At 65.5% G+C, this 22441-nt stretch carries 18 protein-coding genes and 1 tRNA gene; 7 read left to right on the top strand and 12 right to left on the bottom strand.

The annotated features are described in order from the left end of the window. Nucleotides 1–5: 5 nt before the first annotated feature. Nucleotides 6–1253 carry an aminotransferase class III-fold pyridoxal phosphate-dependent enzyme gene (locus tag KY499_RS16005; RefSeq protein ID WP_219885807.1) on the top strand — a complete coding sequence of 416 codons (1248 nt, stop codon included), beginning with the start codon at nucleotides 6–8 and terminating at the stop codon, nucleotides 1251–1253. After that, entirely contained in the window at nucleotides 1250–2101 is an 852-nt protein-coding gene (locus tag KY499_RS16000; protein ID WP_219885806.1) for an HAD-IIB family hydrolase, read from the top strand. The genes KY499_RS16005 and KY499_RS16000 overlap by 4 nt, the downstream gene beginning before the upstream one ends. Before the next feature lie 567 nt (nucleotides 2102–2668). Here KY499_RS16000 and KY499_RS15995 read toward each other — a convergent pair. From KY499_RS15995 to galU, 4 genes are all read right to left on the bottom strand, one after another. Further along, nucleotides 2669–2741: transfer RNA gene (locus tag KY499_RS15995), tRNA-Ala, on the bottom strand. A 236-nt stretch (nucleotides 2742–2977) separates the two neighbouring features. Continuing rightward, a complete protein-coding gene (locus tag KY499_RS15990; protein WP_258190829.1) occupies nucleotides 2978–3994 on the bottom strand; it encodes a hypothetical protein in 1017 nt (338 codons plus the stop codon). Nucleotides 3995–4111: 117 nt separating this feature from the next. Next, nucleotides 4112–4732 carry a GNAT family N-acetyltransferase gene (locus KY499_RS15985; RefSeq protein WP_123255344.1) on the bottom strand — a complete coding sequence of 207 codons (621 nt, stop codon included), beginning with the start codon at nucleotides 4730–4732 and terminating at the stop codon, nucleotides 4112–4114. Between the two features lie 5 nt (nucleotides 4733–4737). Further along, on the bottom strand, nucleotides 4738–5667 hold the full coding sequence (gene galU, locus KY499_RS15980; protein ID WP_123255343.1) for a UTP--glucose-1-phosphate uridylyltransferase GalU: 930 nt from the start codon (nucleotides 5665–5667) through the stop codon (nucleotides 4738–4740). Nucleotides 5668–5763: 96 nt separating this feature from the next. Between galU and KY499_RS18630 the strand changes: the two genes are divergently transcribed. The 4 genes from KY499_RS18630 to KY499_RS15965 all read left to right on the top strand — a co-directional run bounded on the left by KY499_RS18630 (nucleotide 5764) and on the right by KY499_RS15965 (nucleotide 7624). Next, nucleotides 5764–5901: a hypothetical protein gene (locus tag KY499_RS18630; protein ID WP_308813055.1), complete on the top strand. Its 138-nt coding sequence runs from the start codon at nucleotides 5764–5766 to the stop codon at nucleotides 5899–5901. A gap of 46 nt (nucleotides 5902–5947) precedes the next feature. Next, nucleotides 5948–6406: a 5-formyltetrahydrofolate cyclo-ligase gene (locus tag KY499_RS15975; RefSeq protein ID WP_308813054.1), complete on the top strand. Its 459-nt coding sequence runs from the start codon at nucleotides 5948–5950 to the stop codon at nucleotides 6404–6406. Nucleotides 6407–6514: 108 nt separating this feature from the next. Beyond that, a complete protein-coding gene (locus KY499_RS15970) occupies nucleotides 6515–6766 on the top strand; it encodes an FmdB family zinc ribbon protein (RefSeq protein ID WP_123255341.1) in 252 nt (83 codons plus the stop codon). A gap of 144 nt (nucleotides 6767–6910) precedes the next feature. After that, nucleotides 6911–7624, top strand: coding sequence for an RcpC/CpaB family pilus assembly protein (locus KY499_RS15965; RefSeq protein WP_123255340.1), 714 nt, complete (start codon nucleotides 6911–6913; stop codon nucleotides 7622–7624). Nucleotides 7625–7657: 33 nt separating this feature from the next. Here the strand turns inward: KY499_RS15965 and KY499_RS15960 are convergent, their stop codons facing one another. From KY499_RS15960 to KY499_RS15930, 7 genes are all read right to left on the bottom strand, one after another. Next, nucleotides 7658–11761 carry an AAA family ATPase gene (locus KY499_RS15960; protein WP_219885805.1) on the bottom strand — a complete coding sequence of 1368 codons (4104 nt, stop codon included), beginning with the start codon at nucleotides 11759–11761 and terminating at the stop codon, nucleotides 7658–7660. Nucleotides 11762–11966: 205 nt separating this feature from the next. Beyond that, a complete protein-coding gene (guaA, locus tag KY499_RS15955) occupies nucleotides 11967–13556 on the bottom strand; it encodes a glutamine-hydrolyzing GMP synthase (RefSeq protein WP_219885804.1) in 1590 nt (529 codons plus the stop codon). Nucleotides 13557–13639: 83 nt separating this feature from the next. Next, the gene (locus KY499_RS15950; protein WP_219885803.1) at nucleotides 13640–14179 is read right to left on the bottom strand and encodes a DUF3817 domain-containing protein; all 540 of its coding nucleotides are present in this window, start codon (nucleotides 14177–14179) and stop codon (nucleotides 13640–13642) included. Further along, entirely contained in the window at nucleotides 14176–15036 is an 861-nt protein-coding gene (locus tag KY499_RS15945) for an SURF1 family protein (protein WP_123255336.1), read from the bottom strand. The genes KY499_RS15950 and KY499_RS15945 overlap by 4 nt, the downstream gene beginning before the upstream one ends. Before the next feature lie 66 nt (nucleotides 15037–15102). After that, nucleotides 15103–15591 (bottom strand): PTS sugar transporter subunit IIA, encoded by a 489-nt coding sequence (locus tag KY499_RS15940; protein WP_123255335.1) that lies wholly within the window; start codon nucleotides 15589–15591, stop codon nucleotides 15103–15105. 76 nt (nucleotides 15592–15667) lie between these two features. Next, nucleotides 15668–17419: a glycerol-3-phosphate dehydrogenase/oxidase gene (locus tag KY499_RS15935; RefSeq protein WP_219885802.1), complete on the bottom strand. Its 1752-nt coding sequence runs from the start codon at nucleotides 17417–17419 to the stop codon at nucleotides 15668–15670. Between the two features lie 74 nt (nucleotides 17420–17493). Then, the gene (locus KY499_RS15930; RefSeq protein WP_123255333.1) at nucleotides 17494–18627 is read right to left on the bottom strand and encodes a GuaB3 family IMP dehydrogenase-related protein; all 1134 of its coding nucleotides are present in this window, start codon (nucleotides 18625–18627) and stop codon (nucleotides 17494–17496) included. Nucleotides 18628–18878: 251 nt separating this feature from the next. Here KY499_RS15930 and KY499_RS15925 point away from each other — a divergent pair, with 251 nt between their 5' ends. Further along, a complete protein-coding gene (locus tag KY499_RS15925) occupies nucleotides 18879–20777 on the top strand; it encodes a S8 family peptidase (protein WP_123255332.1) in 1899 nt (632 codons plus the stop codon). Between the two features lie 96 nt (nucleotides 20778–20873). On the opposite strand, the gene guaB is transcribed toward KY499_RS15925, so the two are convergent. Then, a complete protein-coding gene (gene guaB / locus KY499_RS15920; RefSeq protein WP_123255331.1) occupies nucleotides 20874–22385 on the bottom strand; it encodes an IMP dehydrogenase in 1512 nt (503 codons plus the stop codon). Nucleotides 22386–22441: the final 56 nt, after the last annotated feature.

Below are 22441 nucleotides of genomic sequence, written 5' to 3'. Positions count from 1 at the left end.
CCGGAGTGAACAGTTGGGATGACCTTGGTCCGGGTGCCGCAGATCTTCGTAAGAGGGCGCTCCGCGCCGTACCTGGCGGAGTCTATGGGCACAACCTTGACAAATTCCTTTGGCCTGGTGCCCCCCAGTTCTGGAGCCGCGGAAAGGGGTCACGTATCTGGGACGCAGATGGAAACGAGTATGTCGACCTAATGTGCAGTTGGGGGCCGATTGTTCATGGCCACAACCATCCCGTTGTCGAAGAGGCTGCGCAACGCCAGCGTGAAAAGCAGAACACTGGGAATGGGCCGGGGGAAGTTTTTGTGGAGCTTGCAGAACTTCTCGTGGATACCGTTGACCACGCGGATTGGGCAGTCTTCGCCAAGAACGGCAGCGACGTCACAACCTTGGCCCTGACTGTCGCGAGGGCCGGCACCGGACGAAACACGATACTTGTCGCACGCGGCGCCTTTCACGGGTCTGATCCTTGGTGTAACCCTCGTGAAGCCGGTCTCACTCCAGGAGATCGGGCACATATAACCTACTTCGACTACAACAACACCGAGTCGCTATACAAAGCGGCGGAAGAACACGCTGGAGACCTAGCCGGCATCATCTTGACCCCCCACAGACACGATGCCGGGCGCCCGCAGGAAGAAGTTTTACCGGGGTTCGCAAGAGCGGCCCGCGAAACCTGCGACCGCCTCGGAGCATTTCTCATATTGGATGAGGTACGCACCGGTTTTAGGATTGCCTTCGGGTCGAGTTGGAGCGCATTGGGAATTCAACCCGACTTGTCCTGCTGGAGCAAAGCGATAGGAAATGGCTATTCAGTCGCCGCACTTCTAGGCGCCGATAGCTTGAGAGAAGCTGCGCAGAAAATATATATCGGAGGAACGTTCTGGACCTCATCGGTCCCGCTGGCCGCCTCGATTGCCTCCATCCGTCTCCTCCGCAGCATTGACGGGGTCCAAAAAATGGCCAGAGTAGGGCAACTTATCGTTGATGGCATAGGCCAGCAAGCTAGAGAGACCGGTCATGAAGTGACGCTTAGTGGGCCGCCAACAATGCCATACCTCGCTTTTGCGGATGACGATCAATGGAACAAGGCAAAGCGATGGGCCTCCGATGTGGCGCGTCAAGGTGTTTACCTGAATCCAAGCCACAACTGGTTTATGTCCACAGCACTCGACGACGATGACGTTGCGCGAGTGCTGGAGGCGACCGCCAAGGCTTTCCGGAGTATGCCAGCGTCGGTTCGGGTGCCAAAATGAACCAGGAGAGGACACTCCTAGTCACCGACTTAGATGGAACTCTGCTGACAACGCAATCGACTTTAACTAAGCGCACCAGAGCAGCATTACAGCAGGCGACTGAAGGAGGACTCCGCGTGACCTGCGCCACAGCCCGATCTCTAACCAGCGCTCGCAAGCTGCTCAAGACAGTAGACTTTCAACTCCCTGTCATCCTGCATAATGGTGCGGTTACGGCTGACCTATCCAGTGGTCAGATCGCATTGCGAAAAGACATTTCGCCACGATCCGTCAAGCTCATGGTTAGAGCATGTCGTGACGCTGGCATATCACCCCTGATTCACACTTTCGCGGCGCAGGAATCTGTTGCTTGGGTGAAGCCGTTGGCCAATCAGTATATTGATAACTTCTGGGCGAAACGACCTGACGATCCACGTCGATCCGCGTGCAAAGGATGGGAAGAATTGCCCTCTGAGGCGGTCATTTGCGTTTCAGCGCTTGGTGACGCACGCCGCATTCGTCAACTTGCCGCAGGAATCCAGCGCCTTTCTTTGAACGTCGACGTTTCTCTGCGATCTAACGAGAAGCGTGACGGGGCGATGTGGATGGAGGTTCTCGCAGCTGGCGTCTGCAAAGGGACCGCAGTTCGAGACTTAGCTGCTCTCCATGGAATCACGCGAATAGTAGTTGTTGGCGACGACGTGAACGACATATCCATGTTTGACGCCGCTCATGAGGCCTATGCCGTCGGTAACGCCCACTGGAAGTTGAAGTCCAAGGCAACGGCCATCCTGGCCTCCAACGACCGTGACGGTGTGGCGTGGCTAATCGAGCGTTTGGTACGCACGGCGGTGACGGTCGAAAACTGAGCCATATGACACTCGGCCGACGGGGCTCCGAGGTCGCATCAGAGCTGCCGGTCTTGTGACTCGAATGCGGCGACGGGCTGTAGCTAGGTGCAGGCTTCCGCGGCTTCCACGGCTGACACGCGGTCTACGGCGATGAGTCAGATGTGTCGGACGAGTTGAGGCGCGACGGTATCGACTTGGTCGATGCCTCGTTGTTCTGGCACGGACGACCTCCACGACCGCCGAACCAGATACTTGGTCCGGTTGAGAGTTCCTCGCGACATGGCGTGGCGGGGACACTGACGCTGAAACCGCCGAAGTGTGAGTCGACGTCGCAGTCTTTCAGGCCCTCGCGGCTTATCGCATGGGGCTGGGCCCCAGGAGCTGAGGCCCCAGCGGAAAGAACGTCAAGCAACCCCCAGCACCGGAAGCTCCGTCCCAGCGCGGGGCTCCACTGCATCGCTAGGATGACACTCATGAACTACAAGACATATATCAAGACGAGAGCTTTGCAGACGATTTCCGGCCCAAAGTGTTACCAAAGTGTTTATTCCGAGAACTCAAGGGTCCAAAAACCCCCGCCATCTGTGGAGCTAAGGAGATTCGAACTCCTGACCTCTTCGATGCGAACGAAGCGCTCTACCAACTGAGCTATAGCCCCGGAGCAACGCCGGTCCTGACGGAACGGCGTTGCCGGTGTCCCTAAGGCTACAAACTATCGCCGGTCATTGCCAATTACGCCGCGTGCTGCTCCTGCCGTGTCGCGCCTCCGGCCCGGGGTGCACGCCTCGAGCACGCCACCGTCCGGCTGCGGCGTCCCCGGCCGCTCCGGGCGGAAGGCACAAAAAAGCCCCTAGAATCCAAGTATGGCTGCCCGGGGCTTTTTCAGGGTCCGGATCAGGCGCGGCGGCGCTGCAGGACGTCGTCCAGGTTGCTCAGGGCGCTCTGCGCCTTGCCGGCCGGCTGGTCGCTGATGTCCTCCGTCCGCAATTCCACTGCGGCGGGCCGGGCAGCGGCCTGCTTCAGTGACGGTTTGCCAACTGCCTTCGGGGCTTCCGGCAGGTCGAGCGGACCGGGCGCGGCGCGTTCGGCTTTGGGCGCTTGGACATACGTCGGTTTGGGGACTTCGACCGGCTCCCAACTGGAGCCTTCCGTGCCAGGCTGCGCCGGTCCGGTGGCGTCGCCGGCGGCGACAGTATCACCAGAGGCAGCCGCTTCAGCGAGAGCTGCCGCGCGGAGATCCTGGGCAGTCAGCGGCTTGGGTCCGGGGTTCACGCCGGGCTGCGGTACGGCCGGAGCAGCCTGGGCATCGAAGAGCGTGGTCTCGCGCCGTCCGGTACCAGCGGCTGCCCGCGGGGCATCTGTGCTCTGGCGTCGGGCGGGCCCCGTCGGTGCGGTGCGGGCCGGAGCGCTCATGGCGTCCCGGAAAGCTGCATTCATCCTGCGGCGGCGGTCCCGGATGGCAATGCGGCGGAGCAGGAACACGGCGGCGGCGGAGCCCAGCAGTGCGCCGACGGGCAGCCACCCTGACCCGACACCTACGACGCCCAGTACAGCCGACACGACGCCGGTCAGCAAGGACAGCACACCGGCCAACGCGAGCACGAGCCGCCCATACCGAATTTTCAGGGCAGGAACGGCGGCCCTGACCGCATCCGTTCCGCCAGCGGCCGTGCTGCCCGCAGCGGTGGGAGAGCTGTTCCGGTTGGTCATGGGTGTCTCCTGCCAGGCGGTCATTTTCAGAATCTTGCCGGCTTGTGGATCTGCTGGTTCGATGTCCATCACGTCCGCCAGGAAATCGGCGGCAGGCTGCAACTGGTGGCCCCCGTTCCGGAGAACATAGGGAGCCACCCAAACGATCCAGAGCGCAACCGCAATGAAGAGGATCACAGAGCTGCTAAGAGGGAAGTCCACAATCAAAACGGTATGAGCAACACAGGGCGCGGAGCCGCATTGGCGCAGGTGTGTCGCGCCTAAAACGGCAAATGTCTGGATTAAGACCAGGATGCTGCCCTGTTGGACGATCCGGCGTCAGCCGTGCGGCTCCCGAAGCCACTTCGCAAGAAGGCCTCCCGGCACTTCCTCGGTGGTCAGGGCGAATGTGCGGTGGTCCGCCCATTCGCCGTTGATGTGGAGGAACCGCGGCCGGTAGCCTTCGTCCCGGAAGCCGAGTTTTTCGACCACACGAAGGCTCGGCCCGTTCTCCGGCCGGATGTTGATTTCCATCCGGTGCAGCCCGAGGTTGTTGAAGCAGTAGTCCGTGGCCATGGCCACCGCGGTCGGTGCGATGCCCTGGCCGGCCCGGCCCTGGTCCACCCAGTACCCCAGACTCGCCATCATCGCGGAACCCCAGACAATCGACGAAACGGTGAGCTGTCCGACCATCGCGGGTGACTGGCGGCCGGGAGTCCAGGCCGTAATGACGAACGGCAAGGCCGAAGCCTGTGCCGCCTGGGACTTGAGCGAGCGCACCATCTGCCTGTAGTCCGGCAAGCCGCCGCCCGGAGCGGGATTGGATGCTTCCCAAGGGGCCAGCCAGTCGCTGTTCCGCGAGCGGAGTTCGGTCCACTCCCTGCGGTCCCGGTAGCGGATGGGCCGAAGGACAATACCGCCGCTCTCCAGCGTCACCGGCCAGTTGAAGCTTCCGCCCATGGACGCTACTGCGAGACGGTGTCGGTCAGGCCGGGCGTCAGGGACGCGGCATAAGCCGGGAGCCATTCCCGCAAGCCCGGCCCGAGGTCGTCGCTGTCGCAGGCCAGTTGCACACAGGCCTTGAGGTAGCTAAGTTTGTCACCCGTGTCATAGCGGCGGCCGCGGAAAACCACGCCGTAGACGCCGTAGCCTTCCCCAGTGCCGGCGGCAAGTTCCTGGAGCGCATCGGTCAACTGGATTTCGCCGCCGCGGCCGGGTTCGGTGCGTTCCAGAACCTCAAAAACAGCCGGGTGCAACACGTAGCGCCCGATAACCGCAAGGTTGGAGGGGGCATCCTCGACGTCCGGCTTTTCCACCAGGTGGTTGATGCGGACGTACCCGTCGCTGTCGGTTGCGTCAACATCGGCACAACCGTAGGCGCTGATCTGGGCGGGGTCCACTTCAATCAGGGCGACTACCGAGCCGCCCGTCTTCGCCTGGACCTCGATCATGGTGCTGAGCAGTTCATCGCGGGCGTCGATCAGGTCATCACCGAGCAGGACCGCGAACGGTTCATACCCCACGTGCTGCTTGGACCGGAGGACGGCGTGTCCGAGTCCCTTGGGGTCGCCCTGGCGGACGTAGTGGATGTCCCCGAGGTTACTGGCGGCCTGGATGGATTCCAGCTTGGCGGTGTCACCCTTGGCCTCAAGCGTGGCCTCCAGTGTCGGGACCCGGTCGAAGTGGTCTTCGAGCGCACGCTTGTTCCGTCCGGTGATCATCAGGATGTCGTTGAGGCCGACGTTTACAGCCTCCTCGACGACGTACTGGATGGCCGGCTTGTCGACCACCGGCAGCATTTCCTTCGGCATTGCTTTGGTGGCGGGAAGGAACCTGGTGCCGAGACCGGCAGCGGGAATAACAGCCTTGCGGACGGAAGCATTGGGTGTAGTCACTGGACTAATCTAACGGAGGGACTAATCATTCGGTAATCATTTCCCGTTTGCCTGGCCGGACCCGCCCGGCCGCACCCCGTGGAAGGATGGCCCCGCATGGCTTCAAAGGAAGAAATCCGATCCAGTCACCGGTCCAGGCGCGCCGCCCTGACGCAGGCTTCGCTCGAGACAGCCGGGGCCGGCATTGCCCGCCACGGACTGCGGTGGGCATCGTCCCTGGCAGGGGCCCCGTGACGGCACGTTTGCCCTCTACCTTGGCGTGGGATCCGAACCGCCCACAATGCCCCTGCTGAGGACCCTGCACGAGGCCGGGCACCGGGTGCTGCTTCCGGTCTGCGAACCAGGACTGAAGCTGAGCTGGGTGTATTGGGCTCCGGAGTCCGAGTTTGTCCGCGGCCGCTACGCGCCGGTCCAGGAACCGGCCGGGACACGCCACGGGGTCGCGGTCATGCGGGGCGTCGACGGCATCGTCCTGCCCGCCACCGCCCTGGACCTCACAGGAAACCGGATCGGTCAGGGTGGCGGCTATTACGACAGGTTCCTGGCTTCCCTGGCCGGCGTCCTTTCGGAGGCCGGCACCCGGCACACCACCGGGCCGCTGCCAACCGCGGCCGTGGTCTACGACGATGAGGTGCTTCCCGCCGGCAGCATTCCCGCCGAACCCTTCGACCGGAGCGTGGCAGCCGCCCTGACTCCGGGTGGTCTCCTCCGCCTGGGAAAGGCCCGCGGGACCGGGTGATAGAATTGGCACTCAGGCCCTGCGACTGCTAAAGGACGGATTCCGGCAACCGGACATCCACCCCAGCAAGCACGGGACCTGTTCGTTTGTCCCAGAGGAGGATTTCCCGTGCCCACGTATGCTTACGCCTGCAAGGACTGCAGCCACGATTTTGAAATCGTGCAGTCGTTCTCCGACAACTCCCTGACGTCCTGCCCCGAATGCCAGGGAACCCTGCGCAAGAAGTTCAACAGCGTCGGCGTTGTCTTCAAGGGTTCCGGATTTTACCGGACGGACTCCCGGGATTCCAAGGGCAGCACCGTGGCTCCCGCTCCGGCGGCGCCTGCGACACCCGCCCCCGCCGCCGCAGCAGCCAGCTAGGCGACTTCCCGTTTTAACCCCACGGCTGCGGGTGATCCGCCGCCTGGTTCCGTAGCAGACGGATCTGCCTGCCCGCCACTGGCGCTATCCACATAACGGTCTTCCGCCCTGCCCCGGGACCCTGGTCCGGCATAGCGTCGGGGCATGGCCTCCTTCAGCACCCCCAGACCGTCCCTCCCAGGTTCCGGCCGCACGTCCGGCCGCCCGCCGCACCGGCGCGCGGCCAGGTGGCTGAGCCGCAACCGCCGGCTGGCCGTCGCCCTGCTGCTGTGCGTGGCCGCCGGACTGGTTGTGCAACAGTTGACGCCTTCCCCGGCTGCCACCGTCGCTGCCCTCGCCGCTGCGAGGGATCTCCCGGCCGGCAGCGTCCTGGACTCCGGTGATGTCAGAACAGTCGCCGTGCCGGCGGGCCTTATTCCCAACGGCAGTTTCGCCGGGGCAGAAGGGATCCCCGGCAGCCAATTGGCTGTCGCGCTGAGGCAGGGCCAGTTACTCACGGACTCACAGTTTCTGGGTCCCGGCCTGCTGGCCGGCAGCCCGCCGGGTTCGGCTGCTGTGCCGCTCAGGATGGCTGACCCGGGGTCCATTCAACTGGTTTCTCCCGGTCAACTGGTGAGCGTCATTCTGACCATCGGCAACGGTTTCGAACAGCCCGCAGAGTCCCAGGTCCTCGCGGCCGGGGTGCCGGTGCTCTGGACGTCGGCGCAAGGGGGTACACCAGGACTGTGGAGCGCGTCCGGGGAAACGGATGGCCTGATGGTCGTGGCCGCCGCGGCAGACCAGGCCCGGCAGCTTGCCGGCGCCTCGACCCGCGGCAAGCTGTTCTTCGTTCTGGTCGGGGCCGCGGCGCCTGGCTAGGCGGTCCGCCGTCCGGCCGCGCATCGCCGGCGGCTAGCCCCAGTGCGGCGGTTTCTGTTCCTGCAGCCACGCATCGTGGTCATAGCTGTTGGGCTGGTCGCCCCAGCGCCGGGGATCGTCCTCGGCCGCCTTGTTGGGCAGCACCCCGACCGGCACCGCTGCACCGGATACCGGGCGAGTGGGTTCCTCCGCCTGCGGCGTCTCTTGCGCTGGTTCGTCCTGAATCTCGCCGTTTGCACTCATACCGCGGATCTCCTTCCTGCTCACTGCCGTTTCCACCTGCCCGCGCCCGGCCGCAGGCCAACCGTTGGACGACGCCGCCTGCATCGGTGCAGAGTCCCGGACCTCCGCGGGTCTGGCATCGGATACCGCCAGGTGCTCCAGTTCGTCTTCGAAGAACCCCGGCGAGGTCCGTGTCCGGCTGGATACGGCGGGCTTCTGCAGCCCCAGGTATCCGCCGATCCGGTCGGCGCACGCCGAGGGATCGGTGAATACCTCTATGGTCCATAGTGGCATGTACCGCCACCCGAGGCGTTCCAGAAGTTGCGGCCGAAGCCTGCTCCGTTCACGGACTGTCAGCTTCCGGTACTGCTGGGTGCCATCGGACTCGATGGCCACCGGCCTCGGGATTTCAGCGTCTTCATGCCCGATGGTGCTTAGCGGGTCCGCGGCCGCGACCATGTTCAGGGCGCCGTCGTACTGGTGCCAGACCCGGGCCCCGCGGGCCCGCAGCCGGTCCCCGAGATCGGCAACGAGCGGGTCGGCACCGAGTTCCTGCTCACTCGCGGCAGCGCGTGACGCGGGGCTGCCCAGATCTGAATTGCCGGCAATCTCGCGGTCCAGCAACTCATGGAAGTCCACCGCGCCGTGGCTCAGCCGGGTGACGTCCAGGTCTTCCGGATGAAAGCAGCTGAGCACGTGCAGAGACCGCCGTGCGCGCGTCATCGCGAGGGCGAACTTGGCCCGTCCACCCTCGGCCGACAACGGCCCGAGGCTGTGCAGTGTGCGCCCGTGCGGTGTGCGGCCATAGCCCGGCGAAAAAATAACGTGGTCGCGGACCAGGCCCTGGGCGCGTTCAAGGTCGACGACCCGGAAGGATTCGTCACCGGCGGTGAAGAAGCTGGCCAGCAGCGGGTGGTTGGGCAGTTGCAGCCTAATGGATTCACCGATCCGTGCCGCGTGGCGGAGGCTGCCAGTGACGACGGCCAACGAGGTCCGCGGCCGGAGCCTGGCGTGCTCAAAGACGAGTTCCACGGCGCGGTTGACCTCGGCCACAACTGATTCGACGCCGTCGTCCTCGGCGCTCGGCAGCCCGGTGCCGTCGGGCAGGTACTCGACCGACAGGGCACGGTCAAGGCCGGTCGCCGACTGCCCTTCGGGCAGGCGCCGGAGCGAGCCACCGTAGAAACCCTTGCTGAGCTGACGCACAAGGTCCTCGTCAACAGCCCGGTAGACGGTCCGGAGGTTCCGGACCGGAAGTACCGCTGTGAGAGCCTGGTAGGCGCTGTCCACGCTCTGGTAGGAACTCTCCCCGGCGGCAAGCCGCTCCACACCGACAGTGAAGGTCCGGGGGGCGGCAATCCGGTCATCACCGAAGGCGATCACCTGGCCCGCCCTCGCGATGGCCGGGAGGACGGCCTGCAATGAGGTCGCCTCGGCATCGAGGATGACGACGGCGTCGAACTTCTGTTCGACCGGCAGCAAGCCCGTCAGGAGGTAGGGGCTGGCGGAGAATACCGGTACCAGCACAGGCAGCAGTTCCGGCGCTTGACCGGCCAGCGCGGCGAGCGTCACGCGGCCGTCCTTGAGCAGGCTGCGCAGCAAATCCGCTTGACGCGATTGCGACCCGACGGCCGTGCGCCAGCGTTCGGCAAGTTTCCAGCGCAGCCGGGCGGCGCCGCTCGCGATGTGGGCGTTGTCTGCCAGCCGGTACTCCGCCTCGAGCTGACGGAGCGCGTCTCCGTCAGACATCGCAAGGTAGTCGTCGCCGCTGATCATCGCTTCCAGGGCGGACTGCCACCAGGCCAGCTCCAGCTCGGCGGCAACGGACCCGGCGGGAACCTCGCGCGCCGCGAGGTCCGCCAGGAGCTCGCCCAGCCCGTGTTCGCGCATGTTCTCCACCAACAGCGTCCGCTCCGGCAGGGTCTCCAGCGTGGCGGTATCGGCGACCAGACGCTGCAGGCGTTCCATCAGCTCGTTGTATGGCGTGCCGTGCAGGTCACCGCCGGCTGCTGTGTACTTGACGGCCAAGCCGAGGGCGGCGAGCTCGGAATGCAGCTCCCGGTACAGCATGGTGATTTCTCCGAGACCCGACGGGACCGCCGGGTGGCGCTGGGTCGTCGCGTAGCCGGACCAGGCCGCCCGCTGCTCCTGGACCAGGATCAGGGAGCTGTGAAGATCGGCAATATGCACGCCGGGGCGGACGTACTCCTTGGCGACGCGGCGCAGCCGGGAGCGCTGCATCGAGGGCATCTCAATGTTCCGCTCGCGGCGCCAGGCAGAGGCCGCAGTGGCCGAGATGAGGTCGTGGACCGGGCGGTCGAAGATGTCTGGAGTGAACTTATCCAGGCTTCCGCGCACCGCCATGAGGAGGTCAATCTGTTCGCCCCACGCGGAGAAGGTCGGGCCCAGGCGGATTTCTGCGTGTTCAGCGACGCTGACCATACGTTCGCGCAACCGCGGCAGTTTCTCGACCACCGACGCGGCCACCTGCTGCGCTTCCTGGGTTTCCTTACGGGTCAGCAGCCTGGCCCCGTGCCAGGGGCTGGTGCTGGCGGACCGGCTGAAACTGCCCAGCTCCGCGGCGCGGCGCAGCCGCTCCGCGAGTTCGGCACGGTCCCGGATGTTATCCAGCACGCTGCGCTTGAGCCGCACCGTCGTGGCGGGAGCCGGCTGGATGGACGTCAGCGCGGCGAGCGACTGCATGGCTTCGTAGGGCGAGCAGCCCCAACGCTGGCGGATATTGTGGAGCGAATCGACGTGGTCGATCAGCGCATGGCGGTGTCCCGTGAGGGTAGTGTGAAGATTCGCCAGCTGCGGCTCGAGCGACTTTTCGTTCCGGACGATGGCCCGGACCAGCTGGCCTTTGAGCTGCAGCGGGCTGGCGTTGCCGGTGAGCTGGAGGAGCATGGAGTCCAGTCCCAAAAGCTCCAGCTGGGCCGAGACCTCCCCGAGGCTTTCGCGCCTGTCCCCCACCACCAGTACTGTTTTGCCTTCAGCAACGAGCGTCCCGAGGACGTTGACAGCGGTCTGGGTCTGTCCGGTACCTGGCGGGCTGCTGACCACCAGGGAGTCGCCGGCCCGCACAGCATCCACGACGTACTGCTGGTCTGCATCGGCGTCGAGCAGCAGCAGCTCATCCGCGGGATCCCGCTCGTCCGTGCTGGGAAAGCGTCCCGCTTCCAGTTCCGGTACGTCGCCGGGGTGCCCGGTGGCGGCGCGGGCCAGCGCGGCCACGACCGCGTGGTCCGCGTGGATCCATGGATCATCCAGGTTGGCTGACAGGTCCGCGAAGGTGGACACCAGGATGTTGTGTTCCACTTCCGCGCCGTGGATCGGCTGGATAAGCGCGGCCATCCGGTCCAGCACTGGCTGCGGGTCGTAGCGGGCGGTGCTGTAGGCCAGCCGCGTCACGGCGCTGACGTCGAAGGCAATCCCGTGGACGGACTTCAAATGCCGGACCAGTGCCGGGTTGATCTGTGCCTGCTCGGTCAATTGGAGTTCGTAGTCGTCCTCCCCAGGACGCAGTGTGAGGGAAACGCCGGCGAGCATGACCGGGGCCGATACACGCTGTGGCTTGCCGCCGACGGCGGAAGTCCAGGCCACAGTGCCGGCCGAAATGTATCCGGCGTCGATGCCGCGGTCGTTCGCGAGCTCGAAAATTTTGGAACGCAGGTTGCGGGAGGCCCGGGCGGCAACCACGAACTGCTGGCGGTCACGAATCAGGGTCGAAAGCCGCGTCCGACGGCCTGCCAGCATCTGGGCAAGCCCTGACGGGTGCGCGTGGGTCAGATCGATGGAGCCTTCCGGCGTCTTGGTGAAGCGCAGCATGGTATCCGCCCCGGTGACGGGTTTGAGCTCCGACAGCCATTTCCCCAGCTCCTCCGGGCCGTCGGGGTGGCCTTGACCAACTGACACTGCTGCCTTCTTTTCTGTGCTCGCTGTTTCTTGGCCCGCGGATTCTGTTCTATCGCGGGACGCCCTGGACCATACCGGCATGCTTTCGAGAGTAGCCCGAATCCTCCGGCAGTGCCGGGGCGCAACACTGGATACCACTAAATTGGGCCGGAATAGGGCCGGATTTGAAACGGCCGGTCTCTGCAGAGACCGGCCGTTTACAGTGCTATTCCCACTCGATGGTTCCCGGCGGCTTGCTGGTCACGTCGAGCACGACACGGTTGACGCCGTCGACCTCGTTGGTGATCCGGTTGGAAATCCGGGCCAGCAGATCGTAGGGCAGCCGCGACCAGTCGGCCGTCATGGCGTCCTCGGATGAGACCGGACGCAGCACAATCGGATGCCCGTAGGTGCGCCCATCGCCCTGGACACCGACGCTGCGGACATCGGCCAGCAGCACTACCGGCATCTGCCACACCTCGTTGTCCAGGCCCGCCGCCGTGAGTTCGGCACGGGCAATCGCATCGGCCTTTCGCAACAGGTCCAGACGCTCCTTGGTGACCTCCCCGACGATCCGGATGCCGAGGCCGGGTCCCGGGAACGGCTGGCGTCCCACGATTTCCTGCGGCAGTCCGAGCTCCGCACCCACGGCGCGGACCTCGTCCTTAAAGAGTGCCCGCAGCGGTTCGACAAGCTCGAACTGCAGGTCTTCCGGCAGTCCGCCGACGTTGTGGTGACTCTTAATGTTGGCTGCACCTTCGCCGCCGCCGGATTCGACGACATCCGGGTAGAGGGTGCCCTGGACGAGGAATTTAATCTTTTCGCCGTGCGCGGCTGCCTCGGCGATGATGGCCAGTTCCGCTTCCTCGAAGGCGCGGATGAATTCGCGGCCAATGATCTTGCGCTTGGTCTCCGGATCGCTGACCCCGGCCAATGCGCTCTGGAAGCGTTCCTGCTCGTTGGCGACGTAGAGCTTCACGCCCGTCGCTGCGACGAAGTCACGTTCGACCTGCTCTGCTTCGCCTTCGCGCAGCAGTCCGTGGTCCACAAAGACACAGGTCAGCTGGTCGCCGACAGCGCGCTGCACCAGGGCGGCGGCCACAGCGGAGTCAACGCCGCCGGAAAGGCCGCAGATCACCCGGGCGTCGCCGATCTGCGCGCGGATCCGTTCGACCTGCTCCTCGAGGATGCTGCCGGCGTTCCAGTTCGGCTCCAGCTTGGCGCCCTTGAACAGGAAGTTTTCCAGGACCTGCTGGCCGTAGGCCGAGTGCTTGACCTCGGGGTGCCACTGCACACCGTAGAGGCCCTTTTCCTCGTTCGCGAAGGCGGCGACCTCGGCGCCCGCCGTCGTCGCGAGGACTTCAAAGCCTTCCGGCGCCGCGTGCACGGAGTCCCCGTGGCTCATCCACGTGGTCTGGTGCTGGGGCATGCCGGCCAGCACGGAACGACTTTCGCCGAGGATGGTGGTCTCCGTGGAGCCATACTCGCGCAGCCCGGTCTTGTCGACCTTGCCGCCGAGGGCGTTGGCCATGGCCTGGAAGCCGTAGCAGATTCCAAAAACTGGAACGCCGGCTTCGAAAAGGTCCGCGCCGACGCTCGGGGCGCCTTCCGCGTAAACGCTCGAGGGGCCGCCGGAGAGGATGATGGCGGCAGGGTTCCTGGCCAGCAGTTGCTCGGTGCTGTAGGTATGCGGAACGACTTCCGAATACACATTTGCTTCCCGGACGCGGCGGGCAATCAACTGCGCGTACTGGGCACCGTAATCAACAACCAGCACAGGCCTGTGGGACGTCTGGGATACAGAGGGAATAGTCACCGTCTAAGACTACTTTGCGCCGTCACCGGCCCGCACCTTGAGACGTCCCATACCGCCCGGATGGGCGGCACAGGTAACCGACTTCACACGTTCGACGCCGGCTCCCGGCTCAGTAGCGCTGCGGGGGCCTGCGGGTTGGCGGCCAGCTCGGCTTCCACTTCTGCGTGAAACTTCTTCTCGACGAAGAAGGACAGCAAGGGCACAACGCCGCCGAGCGCCAGGATGATGAGCCTGCCAAAGGGCCAGCGCATAAGCGACCACAGGCGGAAGTTGGAGATGAGGTAGACGACATACATCCAGCCGTGCACGATCAGGACCGTGACGGAGAGGTTCATGCCGCCGATGACTCCCGCCGGTTCGGCGTCGGCGAATCCCAAGCCGAACGGCTGGCCGGTGACCGCGTTGCTGCCGCCCGCGAAGAGGTACTGGCCGAACCCGTAGCGGGCGATCAATTCGGCGCAGAGCAGGAGCAGCATCGACCCGGTGAGGTAGGCGAGCACCTTGTAGAACTTCAGCGCGGAACGGATCTGGGCCTCGGTGCCGCCGAAGCGGCGCTTCCTGCCCCGGGCCGTTCCCTGCACGGCGGGGGTCTGTGGCTGGATGGCAGGCTGGGGTTCGATCATGGTTGCACTCTCGGGTCGGTGGATTGCGGAACAGCGTCAGTGCCGGGGGTCTGGGCGGCATGCTCGTCGTCGAAGGCGTCTTCGAGATCCCGCCGGTAGTCGTCCCTGACCAGGCGCCACCAGATGAACAGCGCAAAGCCTGCGAAGACGACCCATTCCACGGAGTAAAAAAGGTTCAGCCAGTTGATCTGCTGCGCCGGCGGCTGCGGGCCGATCCTGAGCGGCGTGATCGTGCTGCCCGCCGCGTCCGCGCCGACGTCCGTGCCGGCCTGCAGCTCTGTCGCTGCCGCAACGAACCCGGGGTAGCTGCTGACGTCCCAGTCATTGATGAGTTCAGCGACTGAAACGGCCGAGGCCCGGCCGGGGCCGGCGTCAGTGTTCGGCAGCGGGGACTCGGATGGCAGCAGACGGCCGGTGAGTTCAATAGTGCCCGACGGCGGCGCCGGGGCGGCTTCCGTATCCGCCACCCAACCTCGTGCCACCGGAATCCAGGTCTGCGGGGACGCAGCTGTCCCTGCCAGGACCGGCGCCCCGTCAACGGCGAAAGCAGACACGATCCAGTAACCCTTCTCCCCGCCCTCTCCGCCGGTGAAGCGGTCCGGGACCAGGACCTGTTTCTGCGGGTCATAGCTGCCGGTGGCGGTGACCATCTGGTCTGCAACCGTTCCTGGGAAGAAGTCCCCCGGCTGCAGGGTGTCTGCGAGCGGTTTGGGGTCCTCGGTTGTGCTGCTGACCGGGATCTCGGCCTGCGTGGACCTGCCGAACTGCCACTGGCTCAGGAGCACGAATGCCCCGGACAGCAGGATCGCGAACGCGAGGCCAGCGATCCAGCGGGGTTTGAGAGCAGTTTTCAGCACTTGTTAACCGTACTTCGTAACCGTGTAGAACAACGAACGGGCTCCCGGAGTGGGGCAGCCGGGTCTCTAGTGGTCGAAGAAGACCAGACTGGAATTGATGAGTTCGGCGATGACTTCAGGGTCGTAGGCCCGGCGCAGCGATTCCCGGAAGGATTCTTTCGACAGCGACCGCGCCAGGGTGGCCAGGACTTCAAGGTGGTCCGAGAATGAACTTGCCGGCGTCGCGATCAGCAGGATGACTGTGGCGGGCCCGTCTGCCGCGCCGAAGTCCAATGCCTTCCCGTACTTCGTGATCCCGACGGCAATGGTGGTCTGGGAGACCAGCTCGCTGCGGGCATGGGGCAGGCCCACCCCGCCGGGGAGGCCGGTGGCCAGTTGATGTTCACGCGCATTGACCTGCTTGAGGAATCCGTCCAAGTCGGAGATCCGTCCGGCGTCGAACATCCGGGCCGCGAGCTGGCCCGCGGCGTCCAGCTTGTCGGCGGCGTCCAGTTCAAGGATCACCATGTCCGGTGTGGTGAGCTCGGCGTCATACCGGTCGAGTGGTTCGGCCAAGTGGTGTCCCTTCGAAGTGGCGTCAAAGCACGCCGGCCAGCTGGTTGACAGGCAACAGGGCTGGCCGGCGTGCAGGTCAGCGCAAGGGGACGATGTCCTCCACGCCCAACCGTGCGGCGTCGGCGGATTCGTCGTCCGGCTGCTGCTGGCTCAGCCGTTCCGCGTCAACCCGGGCCAGGTAGTGCTTGATTTCGCTCTCACGCTGCGCATCACTCCAGCCAAGAACGTTCCCCATCAGTTTAGCGACTACCGGAGCCGCGGACACACCGCGGTCCCATGCCTCGATCGAAATCCGGGTGCGGCGGGTCAGGACGTCCTGGATATGGCGGGCGCCCTCGTGAGTGGCGGCATAGACGGCCTCGGCGGCCAGGTAGTCGTCGGCCCCCGGCAGCGGCTCGGCCAGTTCCGGATTGTCGGTGATGAGCGCCAGTACCTCCGGGACCATGGCACCGTACCGGCTCAGCAGATGCTCAATCCGGGCCACGTGGACGCCGCTGTCCTCCGCCATCCGGTTCCGGCGGTTCCAGGCCGCCTTGAAGCCGCTGGCACCGAGCAGCGGAATGGTCTCCGTGCAACTGGGAGGGACCCGCTCGTCCATGCTCCGGGTCGCCTCATCCACGGCATCTTTCGCCATCACCCGGTAGGTGGTCCACTTGCCGCCGGCCACCACCACGAGCCCCGGCACGGGGTGGGCCACAATATGTTCACGCGACAGCTTGGCGGTGGAATCATTTTCGCCGGCCAGGAGCGGACGCAGTCCCGCATAGACTCCTTCCACGTCTTCCCGCGTGAGCGGACGCTTCAGGACGCGGTTGACATGCTTCAGGAGGTAGTCGATGTCCTGGCTGGATGCCGCCGGGTGCGCCTTGTCGTGGTGCCAGTCGGTGTCGGTCGTCCCGATAATCCAGTGCCTACCCCAGGGAATGACGAAGAGCACGGATTTCTCGGTCTTCAGGATCAGCCCCACGGTGGACTGGAAGCGGTCGCGCGGCACCACGAGGTGGATGCCCTTGGAGGCGCGCACCTTGAGCTGGCCCCGCTCCGTCACCATGGCCTGGGTCTCGTCGGTCCAGACCCCCGTGGCGTTGACCACCTGTTTGGCCCGGATGCTGAATGTGGCGCCGTCCTCGTGGTTAATCACCTTGGCGCCGACCACGCGTTCGCCTTCCCGCACGAAATCCACCACGGCCATCTGGTTCACCGCGTGGGCGCCGTAGGACGCCGCGGTCCGGACCAGGTTCGCCACGTACTTGGCGTCATCCACCTGGCCGTCGTAGTACCGGATGGATCCCACGAACGCGTCGTCCTTCAGGCTCGGCGCGGCGCGCAGCGTGCCCCGTCGGGACAGGTGCTTGTGGAACGGCACGCCACGGCCATGTGCTCCCGTGATGGACATGGCGTCGTAAAGGGCGATGCCGGCCCCGATATAGGGCCGTTCCAGGAACGGTTTGGTCAGCGGGTACAGGAACGGCACCGGCCGGGCCAGATGCGGTGCCAACACCGAGAGGATCAGTCCGCGCTCATGCAGGGCTTCCTTGACAAGCGCGAAGTCAAGCATCTCCAAGTAGCGGAGGCCGCCGTGGATGAGCTTGGACGACCGGGACGAAGTCCCGGCCGCCCAGTCGTTGGCCTCGACAATACCGACGCTCAGGCCCCGCGTGACGGCGTCGAGGGCCGCCCCTGCGCCGACGATGCCGCCGCCGACAATCAGGATGTCAAGTTCCTTGCCGGGTTCCGTGGTGGCCTTGAGCACCGCCAGGGATGCATCGCGTTCCGCCGGGCCAAGTGCACCTCCGGCCACGGGGGAACCGCCGGGAAAACTGTCCATGTCACGCCTCCATCCGGATCAAACCTCGTAGTGCACCACACTACGTCTTAGTCCCCCGGATGGGCAGAGGCGATTCAGCCGAGGTAGGGCGAGACGACGACGTCGACGCGCTGGAACTCCTTCAGGTCCGAGTAGCCGGTGGTCGCCATGGAGCGGCGCAGCGCACCGATCAGGTTCGACGTGCCATTGGTGTGGTGGCCCGGGCCGAAAAGGACCTCCTCGAGCGGTCCGACCGTGCCCACATTGACCCTGTCGCCGCGGGGCAGTTCGAGGTGGTGAGCTTCCTGGCCCCAGTGCCAGCCCTTGCCCGGAGCTTCGTCGGCGCGGGCCAGGGCGCTGCCCAGCATCACGGCGTCGGCGCCCATGGCGATGGCCTTGACGATGTCCCCGGAAGCCCCCATGCCGCCGTCGGCGATCACGTGCACGTAGCGTCCGCCGGATTCGTCCATGTAGTCGCGTCGTGCGGCGGCGACGTCGGAGATGGCGGAGGCCATCGGCGAGTGGATGCCCAGGGCACGGCGGGTGGTGGTGGTCGCGCCGCCGCCGAAACCGACCAGAACGCCGGCCGCACCGGTGCGCATCAGGTGCAGCGCCGGGGTGTAGCCGGCAGCGCCGCCGACGATCACCGGAACGTCCAGTTCGTAGATGAACTGCTTAAGGTTCAGCGGCTCGTGGTCTTTGGAGACGTGCTCGGCCGAGACCGTGGTCCCGCGGATCACGAAGATGTCGACGCCGGCGGCGACGACAGTCTTGTAGTGCTCCTGCGTGCGCTGGGGGGTGAGTGATCCGGCCACCGTAACACCGGCGGCGCGGATTTCGGCAAGCCGCGAGGTGATCAGTTCGGGTTGGATCGGGGCCCGGTAAAGCTCCTGCATCCGCCGCGTGACAGCGGGGCTGTTGGTCTCGTCCGCGAGGGCCGCGATCTCGTCCAGTACGGACTGCGGGTCCTCGTAGCGGGTCCACAGGCCTTCCAGATCGAGCACGCCGAGTCCGCCGAGTCGCCCGAGAGTGATGACCGTTTCCGGCGACATGGCTGAATCCATGGGCGCCGCGATGACGGGCATATCGAACTTGTAGGCGTCAATCTGCCAGGAGACGGAGACGTCCCTGGGGTCACGCGTACGTCGGTTCGGGACGATCGCAATGTCGTCTAGGGAGTAGGCACGACGCCCACGCTTGCCACGGCCAATCTCAATCTCATAAGTCACGTGCCCACTTTACTTGACCGCGCCTGCCGGCGTGCGATCCCCCGCGCCTGCCCTGGATCCGCCGTCGTTAGGGCACGCGGCGGCTCAGGTGCCGGACACCATCCCACCCTCGGTTGACTATTTTGTCAATAGATATTTACAAAATGTGAATATGCCCATACGTTTGCTTTCGGCAACCCGCGGATTGATCCCGGCGAGTCTCCTGACAATCCCGGGCACACCCTTATGCCCGGCACGAGAAAGCAGAATGTATGGGAACTGCAACACACAGGACAACCCGTGTCCTGGCCCTATCGCTCGCCACAGTGGTCGGCACCATGGCGCTGGCCGTCATCCCCGCCGCGGCAGACCCGGGAACAGCCGGCAATCGGGCCCCCGCAACAGTCCAGGACGTCAACGCCGGCGAGGAGTACACCCAATTCATCGTTAGCTTCAAGAAAACCCCCGGCAATTCCAGCCCCGGCGGCCGGGCCAACGCGTGGGGCAGGGCGGCCAAGCAGCTGGGCGTGAGCGTCCGGGAGGTTCGGACCCTCGCCACCGGCGGAACCCTGATCGCCTCGGACAAGGCTCTGTCCGGTAAGGCCGCCAAAGACTTCATGGCCGAAATCGTCGCCTCCGGCGCCGTCGACGCCGTCGAGCCGGACGCCCGCATGACCGCGGTGCTGACCCCCAATGATGTTCGCTACGGGGAGCAGTGGGACTTCACCGGCACGAACGGCATGCGTATTCCGGGCGCCTGGGATGTTTCCACCGGCGCAGGCTCCGTTGTCGCCGTCATTGACACCGGTATCACCGCGCACAGCGATCTGGACACCAATGTCCTGCCCGGGTACGACTTCGTCTCGGACGCCGCCGCAGCCCGGGACGGCAATGGCCGCGACGCCAACCCGCAGGATCAGGGCGACTGGTATGCAGCCGGCGAATGCGGGCAGGCCACGGCCGCCAATTCCAGCTGGCACGGCACCCACGTCGCCGGAACAGTGGCCGCCGTGACTTCCAACTCCGCAGGCGTGGCCGGTGTCGCGCCGGACGCCAGAATCGTGCCCGTCCGGGTCCTCGCCAAATGCGGCGGAGCCCTCTCGGACATCGCCGATGCCATCATCTGGGCCTCGGGCGGAACCGTTGCGGGGGTCCCCGCCAACGCCAACCCGGCCAAGATCATCAACATGAGCCTGGGCGGTTCGGGCGCCTGCGGCGTCACCTATCAGGCCGCCATTGACTCCGCGGTCGCACGCGGCACGAGCGTCGTCGTCGCGGCCGGCAACAGCAACCAGGACGCGTCGGGGTTCCGCCCGGCAAACTGCAACTCCGTGGTCTCCGTAGCTGCGAGCAACTCCAGCGGCACCCTGTCCTATTACTCGAACTTCGGCGCCTCGGTGGACCTGACGGCACCTGGCGGCGACACCCGGGTCAGCGGCGGGGGCATTCTGTCCACGATCAACACCGGGGCCACTGTCCCGGGGTCCGAAGGTTTCGCCAGCTACCAGGGCACCTCCATGGCCGCCCCGCACATCGCCGGGCTGGTAGCCCTCATGAAGGCAAAGTCCCCGGCACTGACTCCCGCGCAGGTCGAAACGACGCTCAAGCAGGGGACGCGTCCCATGCCCGGCGGCTGCACGGCCGGCTGCGGCGCCGGACTTTCCGATGCGAGCGCGACCATGGCGCTTCTGGGCGGGGCAGCACCGCCGCCCGCCGGGAACCTGCTCCTGAACCCTGGCTTTGAAGAAGGCGCCGTCTCCTGGACCTCTGACCATGCCGACACCTTCGAAACCGGCCCCGATGCCCGCACCGGAACCCGTTTCGCCGGGCTGAACGGTTACGGCCGGGCCACTTCCTACACGCTTGACCAGACCATCACCATCCCGTCCGCGGCCGGCAGCGCCTCGCTCTCGTTCTACCTCAAGATCCTCAGTGACGAGACCACCCTGACCAAGGCCTACGACACCTTGAAGGTGCAGGTCATCAGCGGCGGTGTGACGACCACCCTGAGCACGTATTCGAACCTGAACAAATCCTCGACCTACGGGCTAAAGACGTTGGATTTGTCCGCGCACAAGGGTAAGACCGTGACACTGCGGTTCCTGGGGGTTGAGGACAGCTCGTTGAAGACGTTCTTCTACCTCGACGACACGGCGGTCACCACGCAGTAGCCTTCCGGCAGGACCAGCACCTCAAGTGGTCGGCAGAACGCAGACGGGCCCCGGGAAACATCCCGGGGCCCGTCTGCGCCGAAGGCGCGGTGCGGCTTAGCGCGAACCGTAGTTCGGGGCTTCCACCGTCATCTGGATGTCATGCGGGTGGGATTCCTTCAGGCCGGCAGGGGTGATGCGGACGAACCTGCCGCGGGCCTTGAGCTCGGGGACGGTCGGGGCGCCGGTGTAAAACATGGTCTGGCGGAGGCCACCGACCAGCTGGTAGGCGACCGAGGCCAGCGGTCCGCGGTACGCCACGCGGCCTTCGATGCCTTCCGGGATGAGCTTGTCATCGCCGGAAACGTCGGCCTGGAAGTACCGGTCCTTGGAATAGGAGGTGTTCTTTCCCCGGGTCTGCATCGCGCCGAGGGATCCCATGCCGCGGTAGCTCTTGAATTGTTTGCCGTTGACGAAGATCAGGTCCCCCGGGGATTCGTCGCAGCCCGCCAGCAGCGACCCGAGCATCACGGTGTCGGCGCCGGCGACGAGCGCCTTGCCGATGTCGCCCGAGTACTGCAGGCCGCCGTCGGCGATCAGCGGAACGCCGGCAGGGATGGCCGCCTTGGCGGACTCGTAGATGGCCGTAATCTGCGGGACGCCGACGCCGGCGACAACGCGGGTGGTGCAGATCGAGCCCGGTCCGACGCCGACCTTGATGCCGTCCGCGCCCGCATCGATGAGCGCCTGGGCGCCTTCACGGGTGGCGGCCTGGCCCCCGATGATGTCCACGTGCGCGGCGACCGGATCAGACTTCAGCCGGCGGATCATGTCCAGCACACCCTGGGAATGGCCATTGGCGGTATCGACGAAGAGCGCATCCACGCCGGCGTCGATGAGCGCCATGGCGCGCTCCCAGCCGTCGCCGAAGAAGCCGATGGCCGCGCCGACCCGGAGCCGGCCTTCGTCGTCCTTGGTGGAGAGCGGGTACTGCTCGGCCTTGGTGAAGTCTTTGGTGGTGATGAGGCCCCTGAGCCGGCCCTGCTCATCGACGAGCGGGAGCTTTTCGATCTTGTTTGTCGCGAGCTTGTGCGAGGCTTCATCACGGCTGATGCCGACATGCCCGGTGACGAGCGGCATTTTGGTCATGACGTCGCTGACCAGGCGCAAGGGGAAGTCCGCCTCCGGCACGAAGCGGGTGTCGCGGTTGGTGACGATGCCCAGCAGCCGCATGCCCTCGTCCACAACGGGCAGGCCAGAGACGCGGTAGTGCGAGCAGATCTCGTCCAGCTCGGCGAGTGTCGCCTCGGGGCCGATGGTCAGCGGGTTGGTGATCATGCCCGACTCGCTGCGCTTGACCCGGTCCACCTGATCGGCCTGATCGGCGATGGAGAGGTTGCGGTGCACGACGCCGAGGCCGCCCTGGCGGGCCATGGCGATCGCCATCCGGGATTCGGTCACGGTGTCCATGGCGGCGGAGAGCAGCGGCGTGTTGACGGTGATGCGCTTGGAGATCCGGGAGGAGGTGTCCGCCTCCGAGGGAATGACGTTAGTGTGTCCGGGCAGCAGCAGGACGTCGTCGTAGGTCAGGCCGATGAAGCCGAAGGGATTGTGTTCTGGCTCGGTCATGAGTGCGCCTCTTACCTTGGGTTACGGGGTTTCACGGGTAGGGGTTGCAGCAGATG

The organism is Arthrobacter sp. PAMC25284, assembly GCF_019443425.1.
Classification (GTDB): domain Bacteria; phylum Actinomycetota; class Actinomycetes; order Actinomycetales; family Micrococcaceae; genus Arthrobacter; species Arthrobacter oryzae_A.
Note: the sequence above shows the minus strand (reverse complement) of the source record. Positions and strands in the feature narration are given on the sequence as shown.

Excerpts from the sequence above, each read along its gene's own strand:
- KY499_RS15985 (WP_123255344.1), bottom strand. The coding sequence starts at position 4,732 with ATGGGCGGAAGCTTCAACTGGCCGGTGACGCTGGAGAGCGGCGGTATT.
- guaB (WP_123255331.1), bottom strand. The coding sequence starts at position 22,385 with ATGACCGAGCCAGAACACAATCCCTTCGGCTTCATCGGCCTGACCTAC.
- KY499_RS15950 (WP_219885803.1), bottom strand. The coding sequence starts at position 14,179 with ATGATCGAACCCCAGCCTGCCATCCAGCCACAGACCCCCGCCGTGCAG.
- KY499_RS15965 (WP_123255340.1), top strand. The coding sequence starts at position 6,911 with ATGGCCTCCTTCAGCACCCCCAGACCGTCCCTCCCAGGTTCCGGCCGC.
- KY499_RS15935 (WP_219885802.1), bottom strand. The coding sequence starts at position 17,419 with ATGGACAGTTTTCCCGGCGGTTCCCCCGTGGCCGGAGGTGCACTTGGC.
- KY499_RS18630 (WP_308813055.1), top strand. The coding sequence starts at position 5,764 with ATGGCTTCAAAGGAAGAAATCCGATCCAGTCACCGGTCCAGGCGCGCC.
- KY499_RS16000 (WP_219885806.1), top strand. The coding sequence starts at position 1,250 with ATGAACCAGGAGAGGACACTCCTAGTCACCGACTTAGATGGAACTCTG.
- KY499_RS15925 (WP_123255332.1), top strand. The coding sequence starts at position 18,879 with ATGGGAACTGCAACACACAGGACAACCCGTGTCCTGGCCCTATCGCTC.
- KY499_RS15975 (WP_308813054.1), top strand. The coding sequence starts at position 5,948 with ATGCCCCTGCTGAGGACCCTGCACGAGGCCGGGCACCGGGTGCTGCTT.